Source organism: Comamonas sp. JNW (assembly GCF_003105075.1).
Taxonomy (GTDB): domain Bacteria; phylum Pseudomonadota; class Gammaproteobacteria; order Burkholderiales; family Burkholderiaceae_C; genus Comamonas; species Comamonas squillarum.
The window spans coordinates 410,640-430,969 of the sequence record NZ_QETI01000001.1 but is presented as its reverse complement, the minus strand read 5'-3'; the positions used below and the strand labels follow the sequence as shown (position 1 = coordinate 430,969).

The window sequence follows — 20,330 nt, the reverse complement described above, 5'->3', positions numbered from 1 at the left end:
CGTTGCTGGCAAACACTAATTTTTTCGGTGCTTTATTTCAATATTTCAAGTATCATTGAAATATGAATGAAGACCATGTCATCAAATCCCTGGCCGCACTGGCCCACCAGGTCCGCTTGCAGGTGTTTCGTGCGCTGGTGGTGGCCGGGGCTGACGGGCTCACGCCCTCGGTGTTGGCGGAGGCGCTGGGCGTTGCGGCCACGGCGCTGTCTTTTCACCTCAAGGAGCTGGTCCATGCGGGCCTGGTCACGCAGGAGCGCGTGAGCCGCAACCTGGTCTACCGCGCAGACTTTGCGCGCATGGATGGCGTTCTGCGCTATTTGACCGAGAACTGCTGCGCGGGCGCCCGCTGCGAGGTGACCGCTCCCCAGTGCTGCCCTGCCAGCGACAAAGGCTGCTGACGATGACCACCCATGTTTTGGTGCTGTGCACCCACAATTCGGCCCGCAGCGTGCTGGCCGAGGCCATGTTCAACCACTGGGCGCAGACACTGGGCATCGATGCCAAAGCCTTCAGCGCCGGCGCTGCACCCAGTGGCCGTGTCCACCCGCAGGCGCTGGCGGCGTTGCGTGCTGCAGGCGTGGACACATCGGCGCTGTCGAGCAAGAGCATGGACCGGTTTGCGCAGCCCGGCGTGCCAGAGATGCGCGTGGTCATCACCGTTTGCGACAGCGCCGCTGCCCAGCCTTGTCCCTTGTGGCCGGGCGCGCCGGTGCGTGCCCATTGGAGCTACCCGGACCCTTCCGAGGCTCCCAGCGTGGAGCAAGCCCAGCGTTTTGAGCTCACCCGCCAGGCGCTGGCCTACCGCATGCTGCAGCTGTTGCAATTGCCGTTTGACAAGCTCGGCAACCAGGCGCTGCAAGCGGCAGTGCAACGGATTGCGGAGTCTTGAACATGCCCGTGACTGAGACCAAGCCGGTGATCGGTGGGTTTGAGCGCTACCTCACGCTCTGGGTGCTGCTGTGCATCTGCGCTGGCGTGGGCCTGGGTTATGCCGTGCCGGGCCTGACCGAGGCCGTGGCTGCGATGGAGGTGGCCAAGGTGAACCTGCCGGTGGGCGTGCTCATCTGGGTGATGGTCATACCCATGCTGCTCAAGATTGACTTTTCTGCGCTGTCGCAGCTGCGCCGCCATGCTCGTGGCATAGGGGTGACCTTGTTCATCAACTGGGGCCTCAAGCCGTTTTCGATGGCCTTGCTGGCCTGGCTGTTTTTGCGCCATGTGTTTGTGCAGTGGCTCGATCCTGCGCAGATCGACAGCTATGTCGCCGGTTTGATTTTGCTCGCCGCAGCGCCGTGCACGGCGATGGTCTTTGTCTGGAGCCAGCTGTGCAAGGGGGACCCGTACTTCACGCTGTCGCAGGTGGCCTTGAATGACGCCATCATGCTGGTGGCCTTTGCGCCGATCGTGGCCTTGCTGCTGGGCATCTCCTCGATCACGGTGCCCTGGGACACCTTGCTGGTCTCGGTCGTGCTCTACATCCTGGTGCCGGTGGCGCTGGCCCAGATGCTGCGCAAATACCTGCTCAGGCGCGGCAGCCAGGCACTGGCCCGGGCGGCCGAGTTGATGGGGCCGGTGTCCATCCTGGCCTTGCTCGCCACGCTGGTGCTGCTGTTTGCGTTCCAGGGCCAGTCGATCCTGGCGCAGCCCTTGGTGATTGCGCTCTTGGCCGTGCCAATCCTGGTGCAGGTGGTGCTCAATGCCGGGCTGGCGTACTGGCTCAACAAGCGGCTGGGGGTGGCCCATTGCGTGGCCGGGCCCTCGGCGCTGATTGGCGCCAGCAACTTCTTTGAACTGGCCGTCGCCACCGCGATCAGCCTGTTTGGCCTGAACTCGGGCGCAGCACTGGCCACCGTGGTCGGTGTGCTGATCGAGGTGCCGGTGATGCTGGCCGTCGTGGCCGTTGTCAACCGATCCAAGCGCTGGTATGAAAATGCCCTGCCAGCTGCATCCACCCAAGGACGCTGATGTCTGCTGATGCCATCTCCGGCCCTATCGACGCCCGCAGCTTCCAGGCCCCTGGCCTGCAGCAGCTGCAGCCTCGCCAGCTGTCTGCCCATGCTCCCCGCATCCTGATGCTGTATGGCTCGCTGCGTGAGCGCTCCTACAGCCGGCTCCTGACCCAGGAGGCAGCCCGGCTGCTGGAAGGCATGGGGGCCGAGGTCCGTATCTACGACCCCGACGGCTTGCCGCAGCCCGATACCGTGCCGGAAGACCACCCCAAGGTGGCGGAGCTGCGCGCGCTGGTGCGGTGGTGCGAAGGCATGGTCTGGACGTCACCGGAGCGCCACGGCGCGATGACCGGCATCATGAAGACCCAGGTGGACTGGATACCGCTGTCCGAAGGCGCTGTGCGGCCCACGCAAGGAAAGACGCTGGCGGTTATGCAGGTGAGCGGCGGCTCGCAGTCCTTCAATGCCGTGAACCAGCTGCGCATTCTGGGCCGCTGGATGCGCCTGTTGACCATTCCCAACCAAAGCTCGGTCGCCAAGGCCTACCAGGAGTTTGATGACGAGGGGCGCATGAAGCCATCGCCTTTTTATGACCGTGTGGTGGATGTGATGGAGGAGCTGCTGAAGTTCACCCTGCTGACCAGGGATATCGCGCCCTATCTGGTGGACCGCTACAGCGAGCGCAAGGAGGAGCGCGCAAAGATGCATGCCCAGACCTTGGCGAGACTGTGAGCGCTGCGCGGGATACGAAAGGGGCGACACAGTCCAGAGGGCCCAGATGGCCCAGAGGGGAAGGCCGCCGGCGGCAGGCGATTTGCTAGCATGGCGCAACTTGCCCCAGACCCATGACCAAAAATCGCTACCGCCTGCTCGTTATCGCCACCGTCCTCCTGTTAGTGCTGTCCATCCGCATGGATTTCAGGACCGAGCTGCTGTCCTCGCAGCATCCGCTGCGGTTTCCCATCGCGCTGGAGGGGGAGATGGTCGTGCTGCTGTGCTTGATCATCCTGGGCTGGAGCGCCGGTTTTTATGGCTGCATGCGCTTTCGCCCCTGGGCGCCCGCGCTCAACCTGGTCACCACCGCCTGCGGCCTGCTGTTTATCGTCGGCAACAACTGGCTCTCCGTCGAATCGTCCTGGGCCCAGGTGCTGGACTTTCTGGCCAATGCCTCGGGTGGTTTGACCTTGATGCTGCCTTACTTCAACGACCAGGTCCGAAAGATGTTTTGGCCGGAGCCGGATTAAGGTCCGGCCCTCCGCAGAGCACTGCCCGCGCATCAGCGCTGCAGGGGCTGGCCAAACCAGCGCTGGATAGCGGTTGCGACTGGCGCTTGCGATGCCTTACCGTCACCCACCCAGGCGACGATGCCATCCGGGCGGACCAGTAGCGATTGCAAGCCAAGTTCATCCGCCGTGCTGCGGGCGATATAGCGGAGGTGCCCCTGCCACCCTGCCGACAAGTCACGCAACGGCGCGGCGCAGCCAAAGTCCAGCAATAAGCCCTGGCCGGTCTGCAGATGGCCAGCGAGGGTCGAGCCATCGGCCAGCGCAAAGTCGGGCGCGCTGCGACCGACCAAGGGGTGGGGGGGCCCGCCAGGCCGGCGCGCATGCTGCAGCCAATGGGGGCGCAATGCGGTGGGCGCGCCACCATGTAGGGGTGCGGTGACGGCCTCCAGCAAGCCCCGGCGCCGCAGCGCCTCCAGCGAGGGGATAGTGAGGCCGCGAATGCCAAAGGGCGCTTGCTTGAGCGGGGAGTGCGGGTCGCCGGCTTGCTCGAGCACCAGCACAGAGCACTGGGCCAGCCGCAGCTCGCAGCTGAGCAGCAGGCCGACGGAGCCTGCACCAACAATGATGACGTCGTAAGGGGAGATCGTAGGCATGGACATGTCCTCTCTCGTTTGACCGTTCGGCCGGAGTGATTCTTTGTCTTGAGAACCCCTGGGACGAACCGATGGCCGCATGCAGATGCGGTGCAAGTTCGTCGTGGGGACCCATGCGCGGGCAGAGTCAGCGCTTCCGTGTGGAAGGACCTGGGATTACCAAACCAAGTCTGCCTTTTTCGACGGGCCGACTATAGCGCTGGCGGTGCAGAGGCGATTTACTGAGGGCGCCGGCCCAGCTGATGGATCCGTTTAACAGCAAGCTTTCCCGCCCGAGCAACCTGTGGATGTGCATGCGCTGCGGCCAGCTGGGCCATGGTTAGCAGTGCTTGGTCAGGGCGCTTTTGGATGGCCATCGCGACGGCCTCACCGAGAAAGAAGTCGTCATCGGCCACCAGTCTGTGCAACAGGTCCTTGTCTTCCAGGCTGAGCGAAGGAATGAGTGCGACAACGACATCGTTCCATTCCTGATCATCCAGCAGCCTGTGTATGCATGCACCCAAGGCATCCTGGTCCTGTGCAATAGGGGATAGCGCGGGATGCAGATCGGAGACTTCCTGGTCGCTGGCTTGCGCCTGTTGCAGCGCCACCAAAAAGCTTGTTGCCGAATCGAAAACGGCGCGCGTATCGCCATCGTGGCTGAGGAAAAGCACGCAGCCTGCGAGCGGCGAGCGGGTGGCCAGAAGGTGGTGGTCGCTGGTGTTCGCATCATCGAGCACATAGCAGCCCAGCTGTTGGACCAGCGGGTGGTAGGCGAATTGCTCGGTGTGTTCCAGCACTTCACGGGGTGCAAGCAGCTGTGGATGGAGCGCGAGAAAGGGCGCAGCGGCCTCGACGTAGTGCTCAAGCAGATCGCGCTCTTCTTCTGCTGCGGGCATGGCAGGATCCTTGGGTAAAGCGGTCGTCAAACCACGGCAGCCGTGAACGCATCGGGCCGCCGCGCCAGCAGCGCCGACAAGCGCTGCAGCCCCGCCTGCAAGCGCCCCCGGTCCTTGATGCTGCCCAGCGAGATGCGGATGGCATTGACCTGGGCAGTGTCTGCCGCGCCGCTGGCAAAGGCCTCTGCCGGGGTGACGGCGATGCCTTCGCGCTGGGCGGCTTGCGCGAGTTGGGCGGGGCTCCAATACCCTGGCAGTTCCAACCAGACATGCAGGCCATCGCCCGCGCCGCTGTAGCGGCCGGCCAGCAGATCGCGCGCCATGCGGTGGCGCAGGCGGGCCTCCTTGCGCACGCCCTCCATCAGCCCATAGGCCGAGCCGCCCAAAATCCATTGCGTGGCCAGTGCTGCAGACAGTGGCGAGACCATCAGCGCAAAGGAGCGCAGGGCAGTCTGGAAGCGCTCGCGCAAGGCAGGATCGCGCGCCCGCACAAAGGCCACGCGCAGGCCGGGCGTCAGGCATTTGGACAGGGTGGAGATATAGAGCACCTGCTCGGGCGCCAGGCTGGCCAGCGGCGGCGGTGGTGTCTCGGCCAGCAGCCAGTAGGGGTCATCCTCGACGATGCGGACATGGTTGCGCTGGGCAATGCGCACGAGCGCCTGGCGCCGTTCCAGCGGCATCGTGGTGGCGGTCGGGTTCTGCAGGGTGGGGTTGAGGTAGAGCAGTGCCGGCTGGTGCTGGCGGCAGGCCTGCTCCAGGTCGTCGGGCAGCATGCCATGCGGGTCGCTGGGCACGGCGATGATCTGCCGGCCCAACTGCGTGGCCGCAGTGCGCAGGCCGGGGTAGCCCATCGGCTCGGCCAGGATCACGTCGCCCGGTTCCGTCAGCGCCAGGATGGAGGCGGCAATTGCTGCCTGCGCGCCCGGGCAGACAACGAGCTGCTCGGCATCGACCGGCCCCAACATGGGCTTGAGCCACTGGGCGCCGGCTTGGCGGTCCACATCGCTGCCGCCACCCAGATGGTAGGTCATCAGCAGCGCAGAATCCGCCCCCATCAGCACCTGCGACAGGCCTTGCTTGAGCAGATCGTCAAAATCCAGACCCGCCGGCGGCGGCGGCGTGTTCATGCCCAGGTCGAGCACCGCGGTCAGCGCCACCTTGGGCGCTGCCACATAGGTGCCCCGCGCGCCGCGCCCTTCGAGCAGGTGACGGCGCCGGGCCTCGTCGTAGGCACGGGTGACGGTCGTCAGGTCCACGTCCAGCAAGGCCGCCAGATGGCGCTGCGGCGGCAGGCGATCGCCGGGCTGTAGCAGGCCGTCTGCCACGGCCGCTTGCAAGGCATCGGCAATCTGCAAAAAACGCGGCCCGCCCCACGCGGTCAGTCGCGGCAACCAGGGGAGGGCGTTGTCTTCTTGCATGCTTGTATCTGGAGATGTATGGATGGGCCGAGGGGGCCTCTGCAAAACGCACTGCCTTGGTCTGGACGCCCACTCGGGCGATCCACTCCTTGCCATTGGGCGACGGTTTTGCAGACGGCCCCTGGGACAATTTGTCCGCATGTATGGAAATTGCTTTTGCGTACTATGCACCAGAACGCAGAGCGGCCCATGCTGGTATGGCAATCGCTGGCGTTGCGGCCTCATGCCTTGCTGGGGCTCGGACAGTGCCAAGTCATTGGCTGGAAATTTGCAAAATGATCGATTGGATCCCCGTAGTCTTTGTCATCTTCAAGCTGAGCATGTTCAGCACCTGCATGTTCTTTGCCATCAAATGGCATTACGACCAGGGCAAAAAAGGCGGCAACCCCCGCGCCGTGCTGCGCGCAGGCGGCAAGGTGGCGGCGATTTTTTTGGCGGCGCTGTTGCTGCTGGGGCTGCTGACCTTCACCTTGGTCAGGACGATGGGCTTGGATTTGACGTTCTCTTGATGGGTCGCCATCCGTCCAGTCCCGCCGATCGCTGGGTCGGGGCTGGGCACCGCATGCTTAGAACAGGTTCTTAGGCGGCGCCGCTAGTTTTGCTGGCTGGCGGCCAAGGCTCGGCAGCGCTGAGCTGTTTCAGTACCGCATGCAGCGCATCGATGAATTGCTGGCCCGTTGCCGGGCATGGCTGCCGCGCAGACGTTATCGTCCAGATGTTGGAATACACCTCCGTTGTCAAAGGCCTGACGACGATGTCATCGCGGGGAATATGCCGGATACAGGAGGCATCCACAATGGCAGCGCCCAAGCCCGTCTGAACGCAACTGAGGGCAATGGCCGGCGAGCGCACCTGGATGCTCGCCGAGCTGGCATCCATCGCCAGCGCTGAGGCGCATAGGCGTCCCAGCGGGGTGTCCGGCGGGTATCCGATCCATGCGGTGTCGCACAACGCAAGCGGATCCACCATGGCCCGGTCCGCCAGCGGGTGTTGCGGGGGCAGTACGCACAGCAGGCGCTGGCGGCCCAGCAAGCGTGATTTCAAGCCCGGGTGGTTCGACTCCACCAAAGAAACGCCCACATCGGCTTGACCCGACAGCAGGTACTCTGGCAACTCGTCATAGGTCGCCGTGCGAAAGTCGACACGCAATTGCGGGCTGTAGCGCATCAGTTGCTGCAGTGCCTGCGGAATCAAGGTGTTGGCAAACGTGGCACTGCAGGCCAGGTGCAAGGTGTCCACGCCCGCATGGCCGATGCGCTGGGCCAGGCTGTTGAGCCGGTCCAGGCCTCGGTACACGTCGCGCGCCTCTTCGTGCAGGCGCTGGGCTTCGGGCGTGGGCTGCAGCCTTCTGCCCAGCCGCTCAAACAACAAATAGCCCAGGCGGGCTTCGCAGTGCGCCAGTGCCCGGCTCAGTGCCGGCTGCGATACATGCAGGGCCAAGGCCGCGCCGCTGATGGTGCCGGTGGTCATGATGGCATGGAACACCTCCAGCTGCCGCATGTTCAGTGCGCGGGGGTGAATGGCGTGGCTGCTGGTTTCAGGCAATTGGCTTGGCATGTGGTGTTAACCCCTGGTCGATATAACTTTGTTTGTGAATGCACCGACATTTTTCAATTTGGGTGAGTTCGGCTTGTCCTTTACGCTGCAAGCAATATTCAGACCCATGAAAGAGTCAAGCCATGAACCGCCGTCTTCTGAACCGTTTTGCCCTCCTGTTGCCCCTTGTCATGCTGGCCGCGCAGTCGGATCCGGCTGCTGCCCAGGGCAACGCCAACCAGCCGATCAGCTTTGTCGTGCCCTCTGCGGCCGGCGGATCCCCTGACGTGCTCAGCCGCATCATTACCAACCAATGGTCGCTGAACGCCCATCGTCCGGTGATTGTAGAAAACAAGCCCGGAGCGGCAGGCAATATCGGTGTGGTGCAGGTGATCAGGGGCAATGAGCTCACCGTGGGCTATGGAAATATCAACACCCTGGCGGTCAACCGCGCGCTGTTCTCCACGCTGCCTTACGACGTGGACAAGGACCTGGTTCCGGTGTCGCACCTGTTCAACCTCTACAACGTGCTGATCGTTCCGGTGGCATCGAGCGTCCAATCCGTGCAGGACTTGCTGGCCCAAGCGCGCAAGAACCCCGGCAAGCTGTCCTATGGGGCTTCGGGCGTCGGCACCACCGGCCATATGAGTGGGGAGCTGCTCAACCATCTGGAAAAGCTCGATACCGTTTTCGTTCCCTACCAGGGCGGGCCGGCCGCGTTGCAGGACCTGATGGGCGGGCGCTTGGACTATATGTTCATCAACAGCTCCGAAGCGGTGCCGCTTATCAAGTCGGGCAAGGTGCGTGCGCTGGCCGTGACCCAGCTGGGCAAGCGGATCGAGCAGCTGCCCACTGTTCCGACGATGGACGAGGCGGGCGTCAAGGGCTATGAGATCGTCTCGTGGGGGGGCGTGGTGGGCAATCGCAAGATGACGCCTGAGCAGGCCAAGGCACTGGCCGCCGATCTGGACAAGGTGTTGAAGATGCCTAACGTGCGCGAAAGTCTTCAAGGCCTGGGCGCCCAGCCGGTGGGCGGCACGCCGGAGGATTTCAAGCAATTGATTGCCCGTGAGACGAAAAAATGGACCGAGATCATCCAGTCCAGCAAGATCGCGAAGCTCAACTGATCGGCCCCGGAAAGAGAAGACGAAAGTGCTGATATTCAAGAATGCGATGCTGATCGACGGCTCTGGCGGGCAGGCTTACAGCGGCGATGTGGCGGTGGAGGGCGAGCGGATTGCCCAGGTGGGCGCGGTGCAGGCGCAGGCCGGTGATACCGTCATCGACCTGCAGGGCCTGGCCCTTGCACCGGGCTTTATCGATTCGCACACCCACGATGATGGCTACCTGCTGGTGCACCGCGATATGGTGCCCAAAGTCTCCCAGGGTATAACCACGGTGGTTACCGGCAACTGCGGCATCAGTCTGGCGCCGCTGGTGCCGCAAAACCTGCCGCAGCCCCTGGACCTGCTGGGGCCGCCCGAGTTGTTTCGCTTTGGGCGCTTTGGCGAGTGGCTGCAAGCCTTGCAGACGCAGCCAGCGGCGGTCAATGTCATCCCGCTGGTGGGCCATACCACCTTGCGCGTCAAGGTGATGGCGGACCACCAGCGTGAAGCCACCGATGACGAGTGCGCGCAGATGCGGGATTTGCTGACCGAAGCGCTGGACGAAGGGGCCTTCGGCATCTCGACCGGCACCTTCTACCCGCCTGCACGCCATGCCACAACCTGGGAACTGCTCGAAGTCTGCAGGCCACTGCGCGGCCGCCAGGCCGTGTATGCCACCCATCTGCGGGATGAGGCCGATGACATTGTCCCAGCGATGCAAGAGGCATTGGCCGTGGGGCGCGACGCAGACTGCCGGGTGGTTTTCTCCCACCACAAGCTCGCTGGCGAGCGCAACCATGGCCGCTCGGAAGAGACGCTGGCGCTGATCCGGGAGGCCAGTAGCAAGCAGCCCGTTTGTGTGGACTGCCACCCTTATCCCGCCACGTCCACGATGCTGCGGCTCGACCGGGTTCGCCTGGCAAGCCGCACCATGATCACCTGGTCCAGCGCTTGCCCAGAAGCCAAAGGACGGGATTTTGCCGACCTGCAGCAGCAATGGGGCCTGGACGATGAAGCGCTGCTGGCGCGCCTGTCACCGGCCGGCGCCATTTACTTCTTGATGGATCAGCACGATGTGGACCGCATCTTTGCGTTTCCTTTGACGATGGTGGGGTCCGATGGCCTGCCTTTTGATCCACACCCCCATCCACGCCAGTGGGGCACCTTCACACGCGTGCTGCGGCGCATGGTGCGCGAATGCGGCTTGCTGTCGCTGGAAGAGGGCATCCACCGGATGACGGGGCTGGCTGCGCAGCAGTATGGGCTGGAGCAGCGTGGGCGTTTGGAGCCCGGCTGCTTTGCCGACCTGGTGGTGTTTGACCCCCAACGGGTTTCGGACAAGGCCACGTTTGAGGAGCCAGTGCAGGCCAGCGAGGGAATCGAACAAGTCTGGGTCAATGGGCAGCAGGTGTGGGATGGCCACCAGCCTACCGGCGCGCGGCCAGGACAAGTGCTGCGCCGGGCAGAGCCCGAGCAGACAACGCAAAAGGAGTGCGGGAAATGACAACACGAAAACTTGGTTTGGCCGTGGCCCAGATGGGGCCTGTTCATTTATCGGATAGCCGGGGCTCGGTGGTTCGGCGCTTGGTGGCCATGCTGCGCGAGGCCAAGGCCCGGGGCGCCGAGATGGTCGTTTTTCCGGAGTTGGCACTGACGACGTTCTTCCCGCGCTATTGGATGGAAGAAGCGCAAGCACAAGCGCGGTTCTTCGAAGCACAGATGCCCAATGCCGATGTGCAGCCTCTGTTTGATGCCGCGCGTGAGCTGGGCGTGGGCTTCTACCTGGGCTATGCCGAACTGGCCGAAGACGGGCGACCCTACAACACCGCCGTACTGGTCAACTCCAGGGGAGAAATTGCGGGCAAGTACCGCAAGATCCACCTGCCCGGCCATGTGGAACATAAGCCAGAAGCTCCGTTCCAGCATCTGGAGAAGAAGTACTTCGATGTCGGCAACCTGGGGTTCAGGGTGTTCGATTCAGGCGCTGTCAAATACGGCATGTGCCTGTGCAACGACCGCCGCTGGCCGGAAACCTACCGCGTGATGGCCTTGCAAAGTGCCGAGGTGGTCATGCTGGGCTACAACACGCCGTCGCTCAATATCCATTGGAATGAGCCGGTGCATCTGCGCACGACCACCCACCTGATCTCATTGCAGGCCAATGCCTACCAAAATGGAATCTGGGTGGCGGCAGCGGCGAAATGCGGTTCCGAAGATGGCCACCACATGATTGGCAGCTCCGTCATTGTTGCGCCCACCGGAGAGATCGTGGCGCGCACGCTGACCGAGGACGATGAGGTCATCTGCGTCAGCGCCGATCTGTCGCTGGGTGAACATTTCCGCCAGCATGTCTTCAATTTCGCCAAGCACCGCAGGCCTGAGCACTACCGCTTGATTGTGGACCGGGTGGGCGCGGGCGATCCGCTGCCCTGAAGGGATCTCACATGTTGCGGATGCCTGGATTGGTGGACTGCACCAAGCCAGGCTGCGCTTTCCCAGGACCCAGCTGCCCCTGCCCATAAGCCCGAGGAATATGCGTCATGAGCGAATGGCTGAAACCGCCATCGACCACCAGATCCGCGCCATGGACATAGCTGGCCCGGGGGCTGGCGAGGAAGACCACCGCCTGGGCGAGTTCTTCGCTCTGGCCGATGCGGCGCAGGGGGACGACCTGCTCGCGGCGGGCGCGGTCGTCCGGGTTGCGGTAGAAGCGCTCGCTCAGCGGGGTCACAAACAGGCCGGGGCTGACGGTGTTGCAGCGGATGCCTGCGGGGCCCCATTCCAGGCACATCTGGTTAGTCAGCATGCGGATGGCGGCCTTGCTCATGCTGTAGCCGCCGCTCAGCGGTTGGGCGTTCTGGGCCGAGATCGAAGCGATATTGACAATGGCGCGCGGCAGGCTGGCGTCGGAATGGCGGTAGAAGGCCTGGCCCATGCGCAGGTAGCCGCCCAGGTTGATCTGCAGTTGGCGCTCCCAGATGCCAGGGTCCAGCTCGGCCAGCGGCGCGGCGCTGGTGATGGCGGCGTTGTTGACCAGCACGCTGGGCCCGGCGCCCCAGTGCTGTTGCAGTGTTTGAAACGCAGCCTCTACCGCAGCGGGTGATGAGACATCGGCGCTCAGCGGCAGCAGACGCTGGCCATCGGGATGGGTGGCGGCGAGCTGCGCCAGCGCATCGCTGTCGTGGTCGAGCACCGCCACGCGGCAGCCGCTCGCCAGCAGTGCTTGCACAATGCCGGCGCCCAGTCCCTTGGCGCCGCCGGTGACGACGCAGATGCGTTGGTCCAATTGCAGCCAGTCCATGCTTGAAGCCCTTTTCTGGTCTGCGATCAGGCCGCCAAGGGCACCAGCTTGTGCGTGCTGGCATTGAAGTTCACCACGGGGCTGGCGCTGTTGCAGGAGGACTTGCGGATCTTGCCGACCACCAGCTTGTGCGTGCCCAGGGTGTGGGTGCAGACAATGTCGCATTCCATGCTGGCCAGCGCGTCGCTCAGCACGGGCAGCTGGTGTTCGCTGCTGTGCCAGCGGCCTTCCTTGAAGCGGGCCTCGCCTTGGGGCTGACTCAGAAAGCTGGCGATGATCTGGCTGTGTTCCTCACCCAGCACATTGGCGACAAACTTGCCCGTTTGCAGCAAGGTATCACCCATCGACGAGGCGCTGTGGGCAAAAAAGCCGACCATCGGGGGCTCGGCCGAGATGGAGGTGAGGCTGGAGACGATCATGCCGGCGACGTCCTTGCCCTGGCCGGTGGTCACGGCGCTGATGCCGGCGGGCAGGGCGCGCATCGCGGCCTTGAAGTCGGCCACCGAGACGACCTGGTCTTCCGCGGCCAAGGTGATATGGGCACGCACCTGGCCTTGGGTATTGACCCAGCCGTGCTGCTGCGCATAGGCCAGCATGGCGGCAAAGCCCGTGTCCCATTCGCTGTCTGCGGCCTGGCAGGCCAGAAAGCGCAGCACCTGGGGAAACAGCCAGACATGGCTGTCGCCGTCGCGCGTGCCAATACGGGTCAGGGCCTGCGCGAGCTGGGGCTCGGGCTGGGGCTCGATCAGCACGTCGAGTGCCCGAAAATTGTGGGCATCCATCAGGCTGATGGAGCCGCAGTTGCTGAGGTGAACGCGCATGGCCCTGTCTCCTTTACGCCAGCGCTACGGCCTGGCCCACTTCTTTTTTCACGGCGGGAATGATCTTGTCGCCCCACAGCTCGATCTGCTTGAGCATGGTCTTCTGGTCGAAATCGCCCAGCTGGGTTTGCAGCGCAATGTGCTTGGGCTTGAGGATGCTGATCTCTTCGAGCAGCTTGTCGATCACTTCGTTGACCGAGCCGACGGGCAGGTTCTTGCGCAGCTGCTCGAAGGTCGGGTCGGTCTCGGTCGGCACTTCTTTGACCATGTAGCCGTCTTCGGACTGAGCGCGGCGGAACTTGAGGCTCTCGGAGATGCGGCGCTGAAAGCGGGCGCAGTCCAGGTAGGCATTGATTTCGGATTCGTTGTCCGAGGCATAGCCGCAGCGCAGAAAGCCGAACTTCACATCACTGTCCAGGTCCTTGCCTTCGGCCGAGGCAATGTTTTCCAGCTTGGTGCGTAGGCCGGCAATCGCTTCGTTGCCGTTGAGCAGCGCGGTGACAAACAGGTTGTGGCCTTCGCGCACGCCACGGCCCAGGGTAACGGGGTTGCCCGAGGTGACCCAGAGCGGGGGCATCGGGTCTTGCACGCAGCGCACAGCGATGGAGCTGGGGGGGATATTCAGGAATTCGCCCTGGTATTCGAATATTTTCTGGGTCAGGGCCTTGGGAATAATGTCGAGAAACTCATTGAAGATCGCGCCGGAATTGGCGATCTCGACGCCAAAGCGTTCAAACTCAAACTGCTGGTAGCCCGAGCCCACGCCCAGCTCGAGTCGCCCATTGGACACGGTGTCGACAAAGCCGACCTCGGCCAGGAAGCGGGCGGGGTGGTACAGTGGCAAAATGCACACCGCCGTGCCCAGGCGAATGGTTTTGGTTTTGGCCGCGGCATGGGCCACGGTCATTAATGGCGATGGCGACAGCGAGTAATTGTTGAAATGGTGTTCGGCATACCAGGCGGTATTGAAACCCGCTTGCTCTGCCACCACGGTTTGTTCGATGGAGTTGTTGATAACGTCCTGAGAGCGCTGGTGGTAGCCGCGCTGCTGCGCCAGAATGAATACGCCAAATTCCATGATGTCTCCTTGATGATGGGCAATATGGAATCATTCTAGGGGTGGGGTCAGGAGATCTGTATGCGTGAAAATCGAGATTCAGTACTGCGCAAACTGGAGGAATCATGGACCGTCTGAGAGCGATGGAGCTGTTCCTGTCGGTGTCGCAGACCCGCAGTTTTTCAGAGACGGCGCGGCTGTTTGGCATCTCGGCTACCGCCGTGTCGAGAATGATCACCGAGTTTGAAGACGGGCTGCAGGTCAAGCTGCTGCTGCGCTCCACGCGCCAGGTGTCGCTGACCGAATCAGGTCAGGAGTATGCGGCCCAGTTGGAGGGCATTCTCTGGACCATCAACCAGGCGCACACCAGCATCACCGCCATCAGCTCTGCCCCGCAGGGGCGCCTGCGCGTGCACGCACGCACCATGTTCGGCCAGCGCGTGCTGCCCGGCCTCATCGCGCGCTTTCGCCAGGCCCACCCCGAGATACTGGTGGAGCTGCTGCTGTCCGAGACCAAGGTGGACCTGGTCAAGAACAATATCGATATTGATTTCCGAATATCGCCGCCGGTGGAAGCGGGCGTCAAGCGGCGCATGCTATTTCACAGTCAGCGTTATTTGGTGGCGTCACCCGCTTATGCCGAGAAAATGCCTGCTATCCATCAACCCGCTGATTTATTGCAGGCCCAATGTCTGGCCTATTATTTGCCAGGCAAAGACCATATCTGGCATTTCAAGAATGATGCAGGGGTTGAAGATATTCGATTTTCTCCGCGTCATTTGACCAACAATGGCATTGCTTTATTGGAGTTGGCAAAATTGGGCGAGGGTATTGCGCTGCTCGATGATTACACGGTTTACCCCGATCTGGCGGCGGGCAATCTGGTGCGGCTGTTGCCAGATTATGTGGTGAGCAATACCACGTTCGAAGAAGGCATGTTTGCGACGATTGTCGATTCGGCGATTATCCCCGCCAAGGTCAAGCTATTTCTGGATTTTGTCGCCAGCCAGGTGGCGGGGGAGGCGCAGCGCTTTGCGCTGCCCAAGTGACTAGTCGGTAATAAGGATGCGCGCCTTGGGCTTGGCCAGCCCCCGGTAGCCCAGGCCGGTGATGCGCACAATGGCACCATCGAGCGGGCCGCTGGCGCGCAGGCGGCCGCTGTCCGAGATGCTGGTCACATACAAGTCTGCCAGATCCGGCCCGCCAAAGCAGAGCGCACTGGGGTGGGCCATGGGCAGGCGGATCAACTGGCTCAGCGCCCCTTGGGCATCGTAGCGGGCGAGCTGGCCGGTGCGTACCAAGGCGGTCCAGAGGCCTCCCTCGCTGTCCCAGCAGCAGCCGTCGGGCGCAGATTGTTGGGGCTGGGTGCTGACGAACAGCTGCTGGTCCTGCGCCTGGCCGCTGCTGATATCAAAGGAATAAATGCTTTGCGGGGCGCTGTCGGCAATAAAGAGGCGGCCGCTTCTGGGGTGGATCAGCGGGCCATTGGCGGTTGTAAGGGCCGGGCCTATGCGCTGCAACTGCCCATCCCGCTCCAACACATAGATGCCGCCCCTGGGTGCTTCGCCTGCTTCCAGGTGCAGGTGCATGCTGCCGACCAGAAAGCGGCCATCGGGCAGCGCGCAGCCATCGTTCAAGCGCAGATGGGGCAGGTGCTCATCCAGCTCGGCGAGGGTCTGCAACTGGCGGCCGGCAGGGTCATACAGGCCCAGCGCCTCCTTCATTGCGATGACGATCCTGCCGTCCGCATTCAGCGCGAATGAGCCCGTGGGCGCTGGCAGCAGGTGCTGCTCCGTTTGGCCACTGGCCGGGTCGATGCGCAGCAGCAGGCCGCGCCGGCAGTCCATGGCCCAGAGCTGGCCGGTGCTGGCATCCCAGTGGGGGCATTCACCCAGGGCCAGGCGTTGCGGGATCAGGGGCTGGATATGCATGGGGGGCTTGAGGTTGGGGCTCCTGAGGTGGAGCCGAGCTGCACGTAGGTTGCTGTCCATCATAGGGTTGCCCCAGGGCGCCACTACCCCGGGGAACGCAGAACAGATTCAACCAATCGGGGGGAAATCATTTGCAGGGTTCCTTCCTAGAATCAAACACAGATTCGAAACAGGCGCTCGCCATGAGCGGCCAAGATCCAAGGAGACAACATGCAAGTGATAGCGCCTATTGCGCAGGCTGCGCGCTGCGCCGCCATCCACCCCCTGGCCACCGCGGTAGCAATCCACACCCGGGGAGGCCGCCATGTCTGAGCCCTCCGTTTTGCTGGAAGTCGCCGATGGCGTGGCCCTGGTCACGCTCAACCGCCCACCGGTAAATGCCCTCAACCGGGCGATGCGGCGCGAGCTGGTGGCGATTTTTGATGCGATCTCCGAACGCGACGATGTGCGCTGCGCGGTGCTGACGGGTTCCGGCTCGGTGTTCTGCGCCGGCGCCGATCTGAAGGACCGGCCCAATGCCGAGGTGGCCGGTGACTTTCTGGAGCACAACCGCGTCACCCGCGAAACCGGCAATGCGATCAAGGAATGCGCCAAGCCGGTGATTGCGGCGGTGAACGGCACGGCTCTGGGCGCAGGCATGGGCCTGGCTGCGGCCTGCGACATTCTCTATGCCTCGTCGAACGCGAGCTTTGGCATGCCCGAGATCAATGTGGGCCTGGCGGGCGGGGCCTCGATGCTCAAGACCTTGCTGGGACGCTCGACGATGCGCCGCATGTTTTTTACCGGCCAGCGCCTGACGGCCCAGGAGATGCTGCAGCGCAATGTGGTCGAAGAAGTGCTGGCGCCCGAAGCGCTGCTGCCCAAGGCCATGGAGATGGCGCGCGAGATTGCGTCCAAGGCACCGCTGGCGGTGATCTATGCCAAACGCGCCGCCAATATGGTGGACCTGATGCCCCAGCGCGATGCCTACCGTTTTGAGCAGGAGTTCACGATGGCGCTGGCCAAGACCGAAGACGCCAAGGAAGCGCGCATGGCCTTCCTGGAAAAGCGCGCCCCCGTTTTCAAAGGACGCTGAGCATGCTGCAGACAACCCGCCTGCAGCCCGGTGCAGGTCTTGATCCGTTTTTCAATGCACGCGCGATCGCCATCATTGGTGCCTCTGACGACCCCACCAAGATTGGTGGGCGGCCGCTGCATCTGCTCCAAAAGCATGGTTATGCCGGCGCGGTGTTCCCCATCAACCCCAAGGGCGGCAGCATCCAGTCGCTGCCCGCTTACACCAGCGTGCGCGATGTGCCGCAGGTGCCCGAGCTGGCCATCATCGCGGTGCCGGCAGCGATGGCGCCCGCTGCGCTGCGCGACTGCGCAGACAAGGGCGTGCAGGCGGCGATTGTGCTGTCGTCCGGATTCATAGAAGCGGGAGAGGAGGGCGCAGCGCTGCAGCAGCAGCTGAGCCAGATTGCGCGGGAGCGCCAGATCCGCGTGCTGGGGCCCAACTGCCTGGGCGCGGTGGGCATCGAGGCGCGGGTGATTGGCTCGTTCTCGGTGGCGCTGGAAGACAAGCTGCCGGCCGCCGGCCAGGTGGGCATCGTCTCGCAGTCGGGCAACCTGGGCAGCTTCACGATGCAATCGGTGGTGCGCCGGGGCTTGGGCATCAGCCGCTTCATGGCGACCGGCAACGAGGCCGATGTGGACATTGCCGACGGCATTGCCGCGCTGGCCGGCGACCGCCAGACCCGCATCATCCTGTGCTGCATGGAAACCTGCCGTGATGGCAGCAAGCTGCTGCAGGCGCTGGACGCGGCGCGCGCCGCCGGCAAGGTGGTGGTGGTGCTCAAGATTGGCGCGACCGAGCAAGGCCAGGCGGCCGCCGCCTCGCACACCGGCGCGCTGACGGGGTCTAACGCCGTGATCGAAGCGGCGCTGACCCGCGCGGGGGCGCTGACGGTGCAGTCGATCGAAGACATGGTGGAGCTGACGGCCGCGCTGTCGGTGCTGCCCCAGGCGCTGCTGCCGCGCAACCGGGGTGTGACCCTGGTGGCAGCATCGGGCGGCTTTGGCGTGATGATGGCCGATGCGATGGTGCAGGCCGGCCTGGACCTGCCCGAGCTGTCGGATGCGACGCGTGCCCGTATCCAGGAAGCGGTGCCGGTGGCCGGCACCCGCAACCCGGTCGATGCGACGGCGCAGATGTCCAGCCGGCCCGATATCTTGTACAAGCTGCTGACGGCCTTGCTGGAAGACGCATCGCGCAGCACCCTGGTGCTGCTGCTGTCGTTGTCCTTGCACAACCCGCGTTTGAGCGGCGTGTACCAGGAGGCACTGGCGCAGATCCGGCGCGACTACCCCGAGCGCCTGATCGTGCTGATTGGCCAGGGCCCGGCCGAGGTGACCGAGCGCATTGCCAACGCGGGCATTGCGATCTTCCCGACCATTGATGCGGCAGCCCGTGGCCTGGCAGGACTGGTGCGCCTGGGCCAGACGCTGGGCCAGCCGCCAGCTGCGCCCGCTGCCGCGCAGCACTGGGAGGCGCTGGATGCCCAGGTCTTCCGCAACGAGTTCCATGCCAAGGCCTTTTTGGCGCGGGCCGGTGTGCCGGTGACGCAGGAGCAGGTGGTGCAGTCCGCCGATGCGGCGGTGGCAGCGGCTGAGCAGATCGGTTTTCCGGTGGTGTTCAAGATCGTCTCGCCCGACATTGCCCACAAGACCGAGGTCGGCGGCGTGGAGCTCAACATCCGCAGCGCCGCGCAGGCCCGCACGGCCTATGCACAGCTGCTGGCCCGGGTCGCAGAGCGCGCAGCGCAGGCGCAGATCGATGGCGTGCTGGTCGCCCCGATGGTGGGCGGCGGTGTGGAGATGATCACCGGCGTTTCACACGACGCGGCCTTTGGCCCGGTGGTGATGGTGGGCATGGGCGGCATCTATGCCGAGGTGCTCAAGGACGTGGCGGTGCAGGTGGCGCCGGTGACGCAGGCCGAGGCGCTGCAGATGATTGCGTCGCTCAAGCTCTACCCGCTGCTGCAAGGGGTGCGCGGCCAGCCCGCTGCCGATGTGCAGGCCATGGCCGCCACGGTGGCGCGCCTGTCGGAGCTGGCGCTGGCCTATGCCAGCGAGATCGCCGAGATCGACCTGAACCCGGTGCTGGTCCAGCCTGCCGGCGAGGGCGTGATTGCGGTCGATGCGCTGATGGTGGCGGCCCCGCCGCAGGCCTGATGCGCAGCGCCATGCAGACTTTGATCGGAACTATGCGATGAAACAGGAAGAGAATTTCGCCCGCCCCGATGCCGCATCGGGCCCGGGTGCCTACCGGCAATATGCGCGTGACTGGCTGCACAGCCATTTGCCCGCCCACATGCGCGCCGACAGCGTGGACTACCGCACGCCCAGCCTGGACGAGTGCCGCGATTGGGAAGCGCGCATGTACCAGGCGGGCCTGGCCGGCATGACCTGGCCGACCGCGTACGGCGGCCATGGCCTGAGCCTGCGCGAGCACCTGGCGGTGAACAAGGAAGTGGGCGCGCTGGCCATGCCCGAGAGCGTCAGCTCAATTGGTAAGGAGCTGGCCGGCCCCATCATCATGGCCGTGGGCACCGAGGCGCAAAAGCAGGCCTTTCTGCCCGCCATTTTGGAGATGCGCGAGTACTGGTGCCAGGGCTTTTCCGAGCCCGAGGCCGGGTCGGACCTCGCGCGGCTGCGCACCAAGGCCACGCCCGATGGCGATGACTGGCTCATCCAGGGCCAGAAGATCTGGACCAGCGGCGCGGCCAAGGCCCATTACTGCCTGCTGCTGACCCGCACCGGTACGGTGGCCGACAAGCACCGGGGCCTGCTGATGTTTGCGGTACCGATGGACACGCCCGGCATCCGCGTGGTGCCGATCCGCTCCATCGACAACAAGCAGTCGTTTGCCGAGGTGTTTTTTGACCAGGTGCGCGTGCCCGATTCGGCCCGCCTGGGCGCTGCCGATGAAGGCTGGAGTGCGGCGATTCGGGTGCTGTCGATCGAGCGCGCCACCAACCGCATGTACCGCGCCTGGCGCTTTGCGTGCGAGCTGCGCCAGCTGGTGCGGGCCTACCAGTCCGAGCCCGCGCTGCGCGCTCGCTTGCAAGAGCCCGGCCTGCGCCAGGCCATCGGCCAGGTGGCGAGCCAGATTGACGGGCTCAAGGGCCTGGTCGAGCGCAGTGTGGAGCAGCTGCAGGCCGGTGAGCCCATTGGTGCGCGCGGCTCGCTCACCAAGCTGTACTGGTCTGAATGCCACCAGGCCTTTGCGTCGCTGGCGCTGGCGATGGTGGCCGATATCCACCCTGGCCACAGCGCGCTGGCGCAGCGCGCCAAGGCCCATTTCACGCAGGCCTATCTGTTCTCGCGCGCCGAGAGCATCTACGCCGGAACCACCGAAGTGCAGCTGGATGTCATTGCCCAGCGCATTCAACAGCTGACCAAGGACTAAA

Annotated in this window: 21 protein-coding genes; 13 read left to right on the top strand and 8 right to left on the bottom strand. The window is 64.0% G+C overall.

The features are described 5' to 3' along the window. The first annotated feature begins 62 nt into the window (after positions 1 to 62). From DCO45_RS02000 to DCO45_RS01980, 5 genes are all read left to right on the top strand, one after another. The gene (locus DCO45_RS02000) at positions 63 to 401 is read left to right on the top strand and encodes a helix-turn-helix domain-containing protein (RefSeq protein WP_116924245.1); all 339 of its coding nucleotides are present in this window, start codon (positions 63 to 65) and stop codon (positions 399 to 401) included. A gap of 2 nt (positions 402 to 403) precedes the next feature. Then, positions 404 to 892, top strand: a complete 489-nt coding sequence (locus DCO45_RS01995; protein ID WP_116924244.1) for an arsenate reductase ArsC — start codon at positions 404 to 406, stop codon at positions 890 to 892. Positions 893 to 894: 2 nt separating this feature from the next. Beyond that, positions 895 to 1,968 carry an ACR3 family arsenite efflux transporter gene (arsB, locus tag DCO45_RS01990; protein WP_116924243.1) on the top strand — a complete coding sequence of 358 codons (1,074 nt, stop codon included), beginning with the start codon at positions 895 to 897 and terminating at the stop codon, positions 1,966 to 1,968. Beyond that, the gene (gene arsH, locus DCO45_RS01985) at positions 1,968 to 2,684 is read left to right on the top strand and encodes an arsenical resistance protein ArsH (RefSeq protein ID WP_116924242.1); all 717 of its coding nucleotides are present in this window, start codon (positions 1,968 to 1,970) and stop codon (positions 2,682 to 2,684) included. The genes arsB and arsH overlap by 1 nt, the downstream gene beginning before the upstream one ends. A 113-nt stretch (positions 2,685 to 2,797) precedes the next feature. Beyond that, positions 2,798 to 3,196, top strand: coding sequence for a hypothetical protein (locus DCO45_RS01980; RefSeq protein WP_116924241.1), 399 nt, complete (start codon positions 2,798 to 2,800; stop codon positions 3,194 to 3,196). A gap of 32 nt (positions 3,197 to 3,228) precedes the next feature. On the opposite strand, the gene DCO45_RS23115 is transcribed toward DCO45_RS01980, so the two are convergent. The 3 genes from DCO45_RS23115 to DCO45_RS01960 all read right to left on the bottom strand — a co-directional run bounded on the left by DCO45_RS23115 (position 3,229) and on the right by DCO45_RS01960 (position 6,127). Beyond that, on the bottom strand, positions 3,229 to 3,831 hold the full coding sequence (locus DCO45_RS23115; protein ID WP_207788035.1) for an FAD-dependent monooxygenase: 603 nt from the start codon (positions 3,829 to 3,831) through the stop codon (positions 3,229 to 3,231). 218 nt (positions 3,832 to 4,049) lie between these two features. Next, positions 4,050 to 4,709 carry a hypothetical protein gene (locus tag DCO45_RS22465; RefSeq protein ID WP_133247977.1) on the bottom strand — a complete coding sequence of 220 codons (660 nt, stop codon included), beginning with the start codon at positions 4,707 to 4,709 and terminating at the stop codon, positions 4,050 to 4,052. A 26-nt stretch (positions 4,710 to 4,735) separates the two neighbouring features. Next, positions 4,736 to 6,127: a PLP-dependent aminotransferase family protein gene (locus DCO45_RS01960; protein ID WP_116924238.1), complete on the bottom strand. Its 1,392-nt coding sequence runs from the start codon at positions 6,125 to 6,127 to the stop codon at positions 4,736 to 4,738. Between the two features lie 275 nt (positions 6,128 to 6,402). Between DCO45_RS01960 and DCO45_RS01955 the strand changes: the two genes are divergently transcribed. Beyond that, entirely contained in the window at positions 6,403 to 6,636 is a 234-nt protein-coding gene (locus DCO45_RS01955) for a hypothetical protein (protein WP_116924237.1), read from the top strand. A gap of 70 nt (positions 6,637 to 6,706) precedes the next feature. Here DCO45_RS01955 and DCO45_RS01950 read toward each other — a convergent pair whose 3' ends face one another. After that, positions 6,707 to 7,684 carry a LysR substrate-binding domain-containing protein gene (locus DCO45_RS01950; protein WP_116924236.1) on the bottom strand — a complete coding sequence of 326 codons (978 nt, stop codon included), beginning with the start codon at positions 7,682 to 7,684 and terminating at the stop codon, positions 6,707 to 6,709. Positions 7,685 to 7,806: 122 nt separating this feature from the next. On the opposite strand from DCO45_RS01950, the gene DCO45_RS01945 reads away from it, so the two are divergent. From DCO45_RS01945 to DCO45_RS01935, 3 genes are read left to right on the top strand one after another with little or no spacing between them, the layout of a single operon-like run. Then, positions 7,807 to 8,790 (top strand): tripartite tricarboxylate transporter substrate binding protein, encoded by a 984-nt coding sequence (locus DCO45_RS01945; protein ID WP_116924235.1) that lies wholly within the window; start codon positions 7,807 to 7,809, stop codon positions 8,788 to 8,790. Between the two features lie 46 nt (positions 8,791 to 8,836). Next, positions 8,837 to 10,273, top strand: a complete 1,437-nt coding sequence (locus DCO45_RS01940; RefSeq protein WP_116924234.1) for a D-aminoacylase — start codon at positions 8,837 to 8,839, stop codon at positions 10,271 to 10,273. Next, the gene (locus DCO45_RS01935; RefSeq protein ID WP_116924233.1) at positions 10,270 to 11,202 is read left to right on the top strand and encodes an N-carbamoyl-D-amino-acid hydrolase; all 933 of its coding nucleotides are present in this window, start codon (positions 10,270 to 10,272) and stop codon (positions 11,200 to 11,202) included. Before DCO45_RS01940 ends, DCO45_RS01935 begins: the two co-directional genes overlap by 4 nt. Before the next feature lie 7 nt (positions 11,203 to 11,209). On the opposite strand, the gene DCO45_RS01930 is transcribed toward DCO45_RS01935, so the two are convergent. From DCO45_RS01930 to DCO45_RS01920, 3 genes are read right to left on the bottom strand one after another with little or no spacing between them, the layout of a single operon-like run. Further along, entirely contained in the window at positions 11,210 to 12,070 is an 861-nt protein-coding gene (locus DCO45_RS01930; protein ID WP_116924232.1) for an SDR family oxidoreductase, read from the bottom strand. A gap of 26 nt (positions 12,071 to 12,096) precedes the next feature. Next, positions 12,097 to 12,891 carry a flavin reductase family protein gene (locus DCO45_RS01925; RefSeq protein ID WP_116924231.1) on the bottom strand — a complete coding sequence of 265 codons (795 nt, stop codon included), beginning with the start codon at positions 12,889 to 12,891 and terminating at the stop codon, positions 12,097 to 12,099. 13 nt (positions 12,892 to 12,904) lie between these two features. Further along, positions 12,905 to 13,969 (bottom strand): LLM class flavin-dependent oxidoreductase, encoded by a 1,065-nt coding sequence (locus DCO45_RS01920; protein WP_116924230.1) that lies wholly within the window; start codon positions 13,967 to 13,969, stop codon positions 12,905 to 12,907. A gap of 122 nt (positions 13,970 to 14,091) precedes the next feature. Here DCO45_RS01920 and DCO45_RS01915 point away from each other — a divergent pair, with 122 nt between their 5' ends. After that, positions 14,092 to 14,997, top strand: a complete 906-nt coding sequence (locus tag DCO45_RS01915) for a LysR family transcriptional regulator (protein ID WP_232539377.1) — start codon at positions 14,092 to 14,094, stop codon at positions 14,995 to 14,997. Here DCO45_RS01915 and DCO45_RS01910 read toward each other — a convergent pair whose 3' ends face one another. Then, the gene (locus tag DCO45_RS01910) at positions 14,998 to 15,879 is read right to left on the bottom strand and encodes an SMP-30/gluconolactonase/LRE family protein (protein WP_116924228.1); all 882 of its coding nucleotides are present in this window, start codon (positions 15,877 to 15,879) and stop codon (positions 14,998 to 15,000) included. It abuts the gene before it with no gap. A 304-nt stretch (positions 15,880 to 16,183) separates the two neighbouring features. Here DCO45_RS01910 and DCO45_RS01905 point away from each other — a divergent pair, with 304 nt between their 5' ends. Genes DCO45_RS01905 through DCO45_RS01895 form a run of 3 tightly spaced genes read left to right on the top strand, consistent with a single transcriptional unit; the run spans position 16,184 to position 20,329 of the window. Next, entirely contained in the window at positions 16,184 to 16,954 is a 771-nt protein-coding gene (locus DCO45_RS01905; protein WP_116924227.1) for an enoyl-CoA hydratase/isomerase family protein, read from the top strand. A gap of 2 nt (positions 16,955 to 16,956) precedes the next feature. Then, positions 16,957 to 19,092, top strand: coding sequence for an acetate--CoA ligase family protein (locus DCO45_RS01900; RefSeq protein WP_116924226.1), 2,136 nt, complete (start codon positions 16,957 to 16,959; stop codon positions 19,090 to 19,092). A gap of 37 nt (positions 19,093 to 19,129) precedes the next feature. Continuing rightward, the gene (locus DCO45_RS01895; protein WP_116924225.1) at positions 19,130 to 20,329 is read left to right on the top strand and encodes an acyl-CoA dehydrogenase family protein; all 1,200 of its coding nucleotides are present in this window, start codon (positions 19,130 to 19,132) and stop codon (positions 20,327 to 20,329) included. Position 20,330 lies beyond the last annotated feature (1 nt).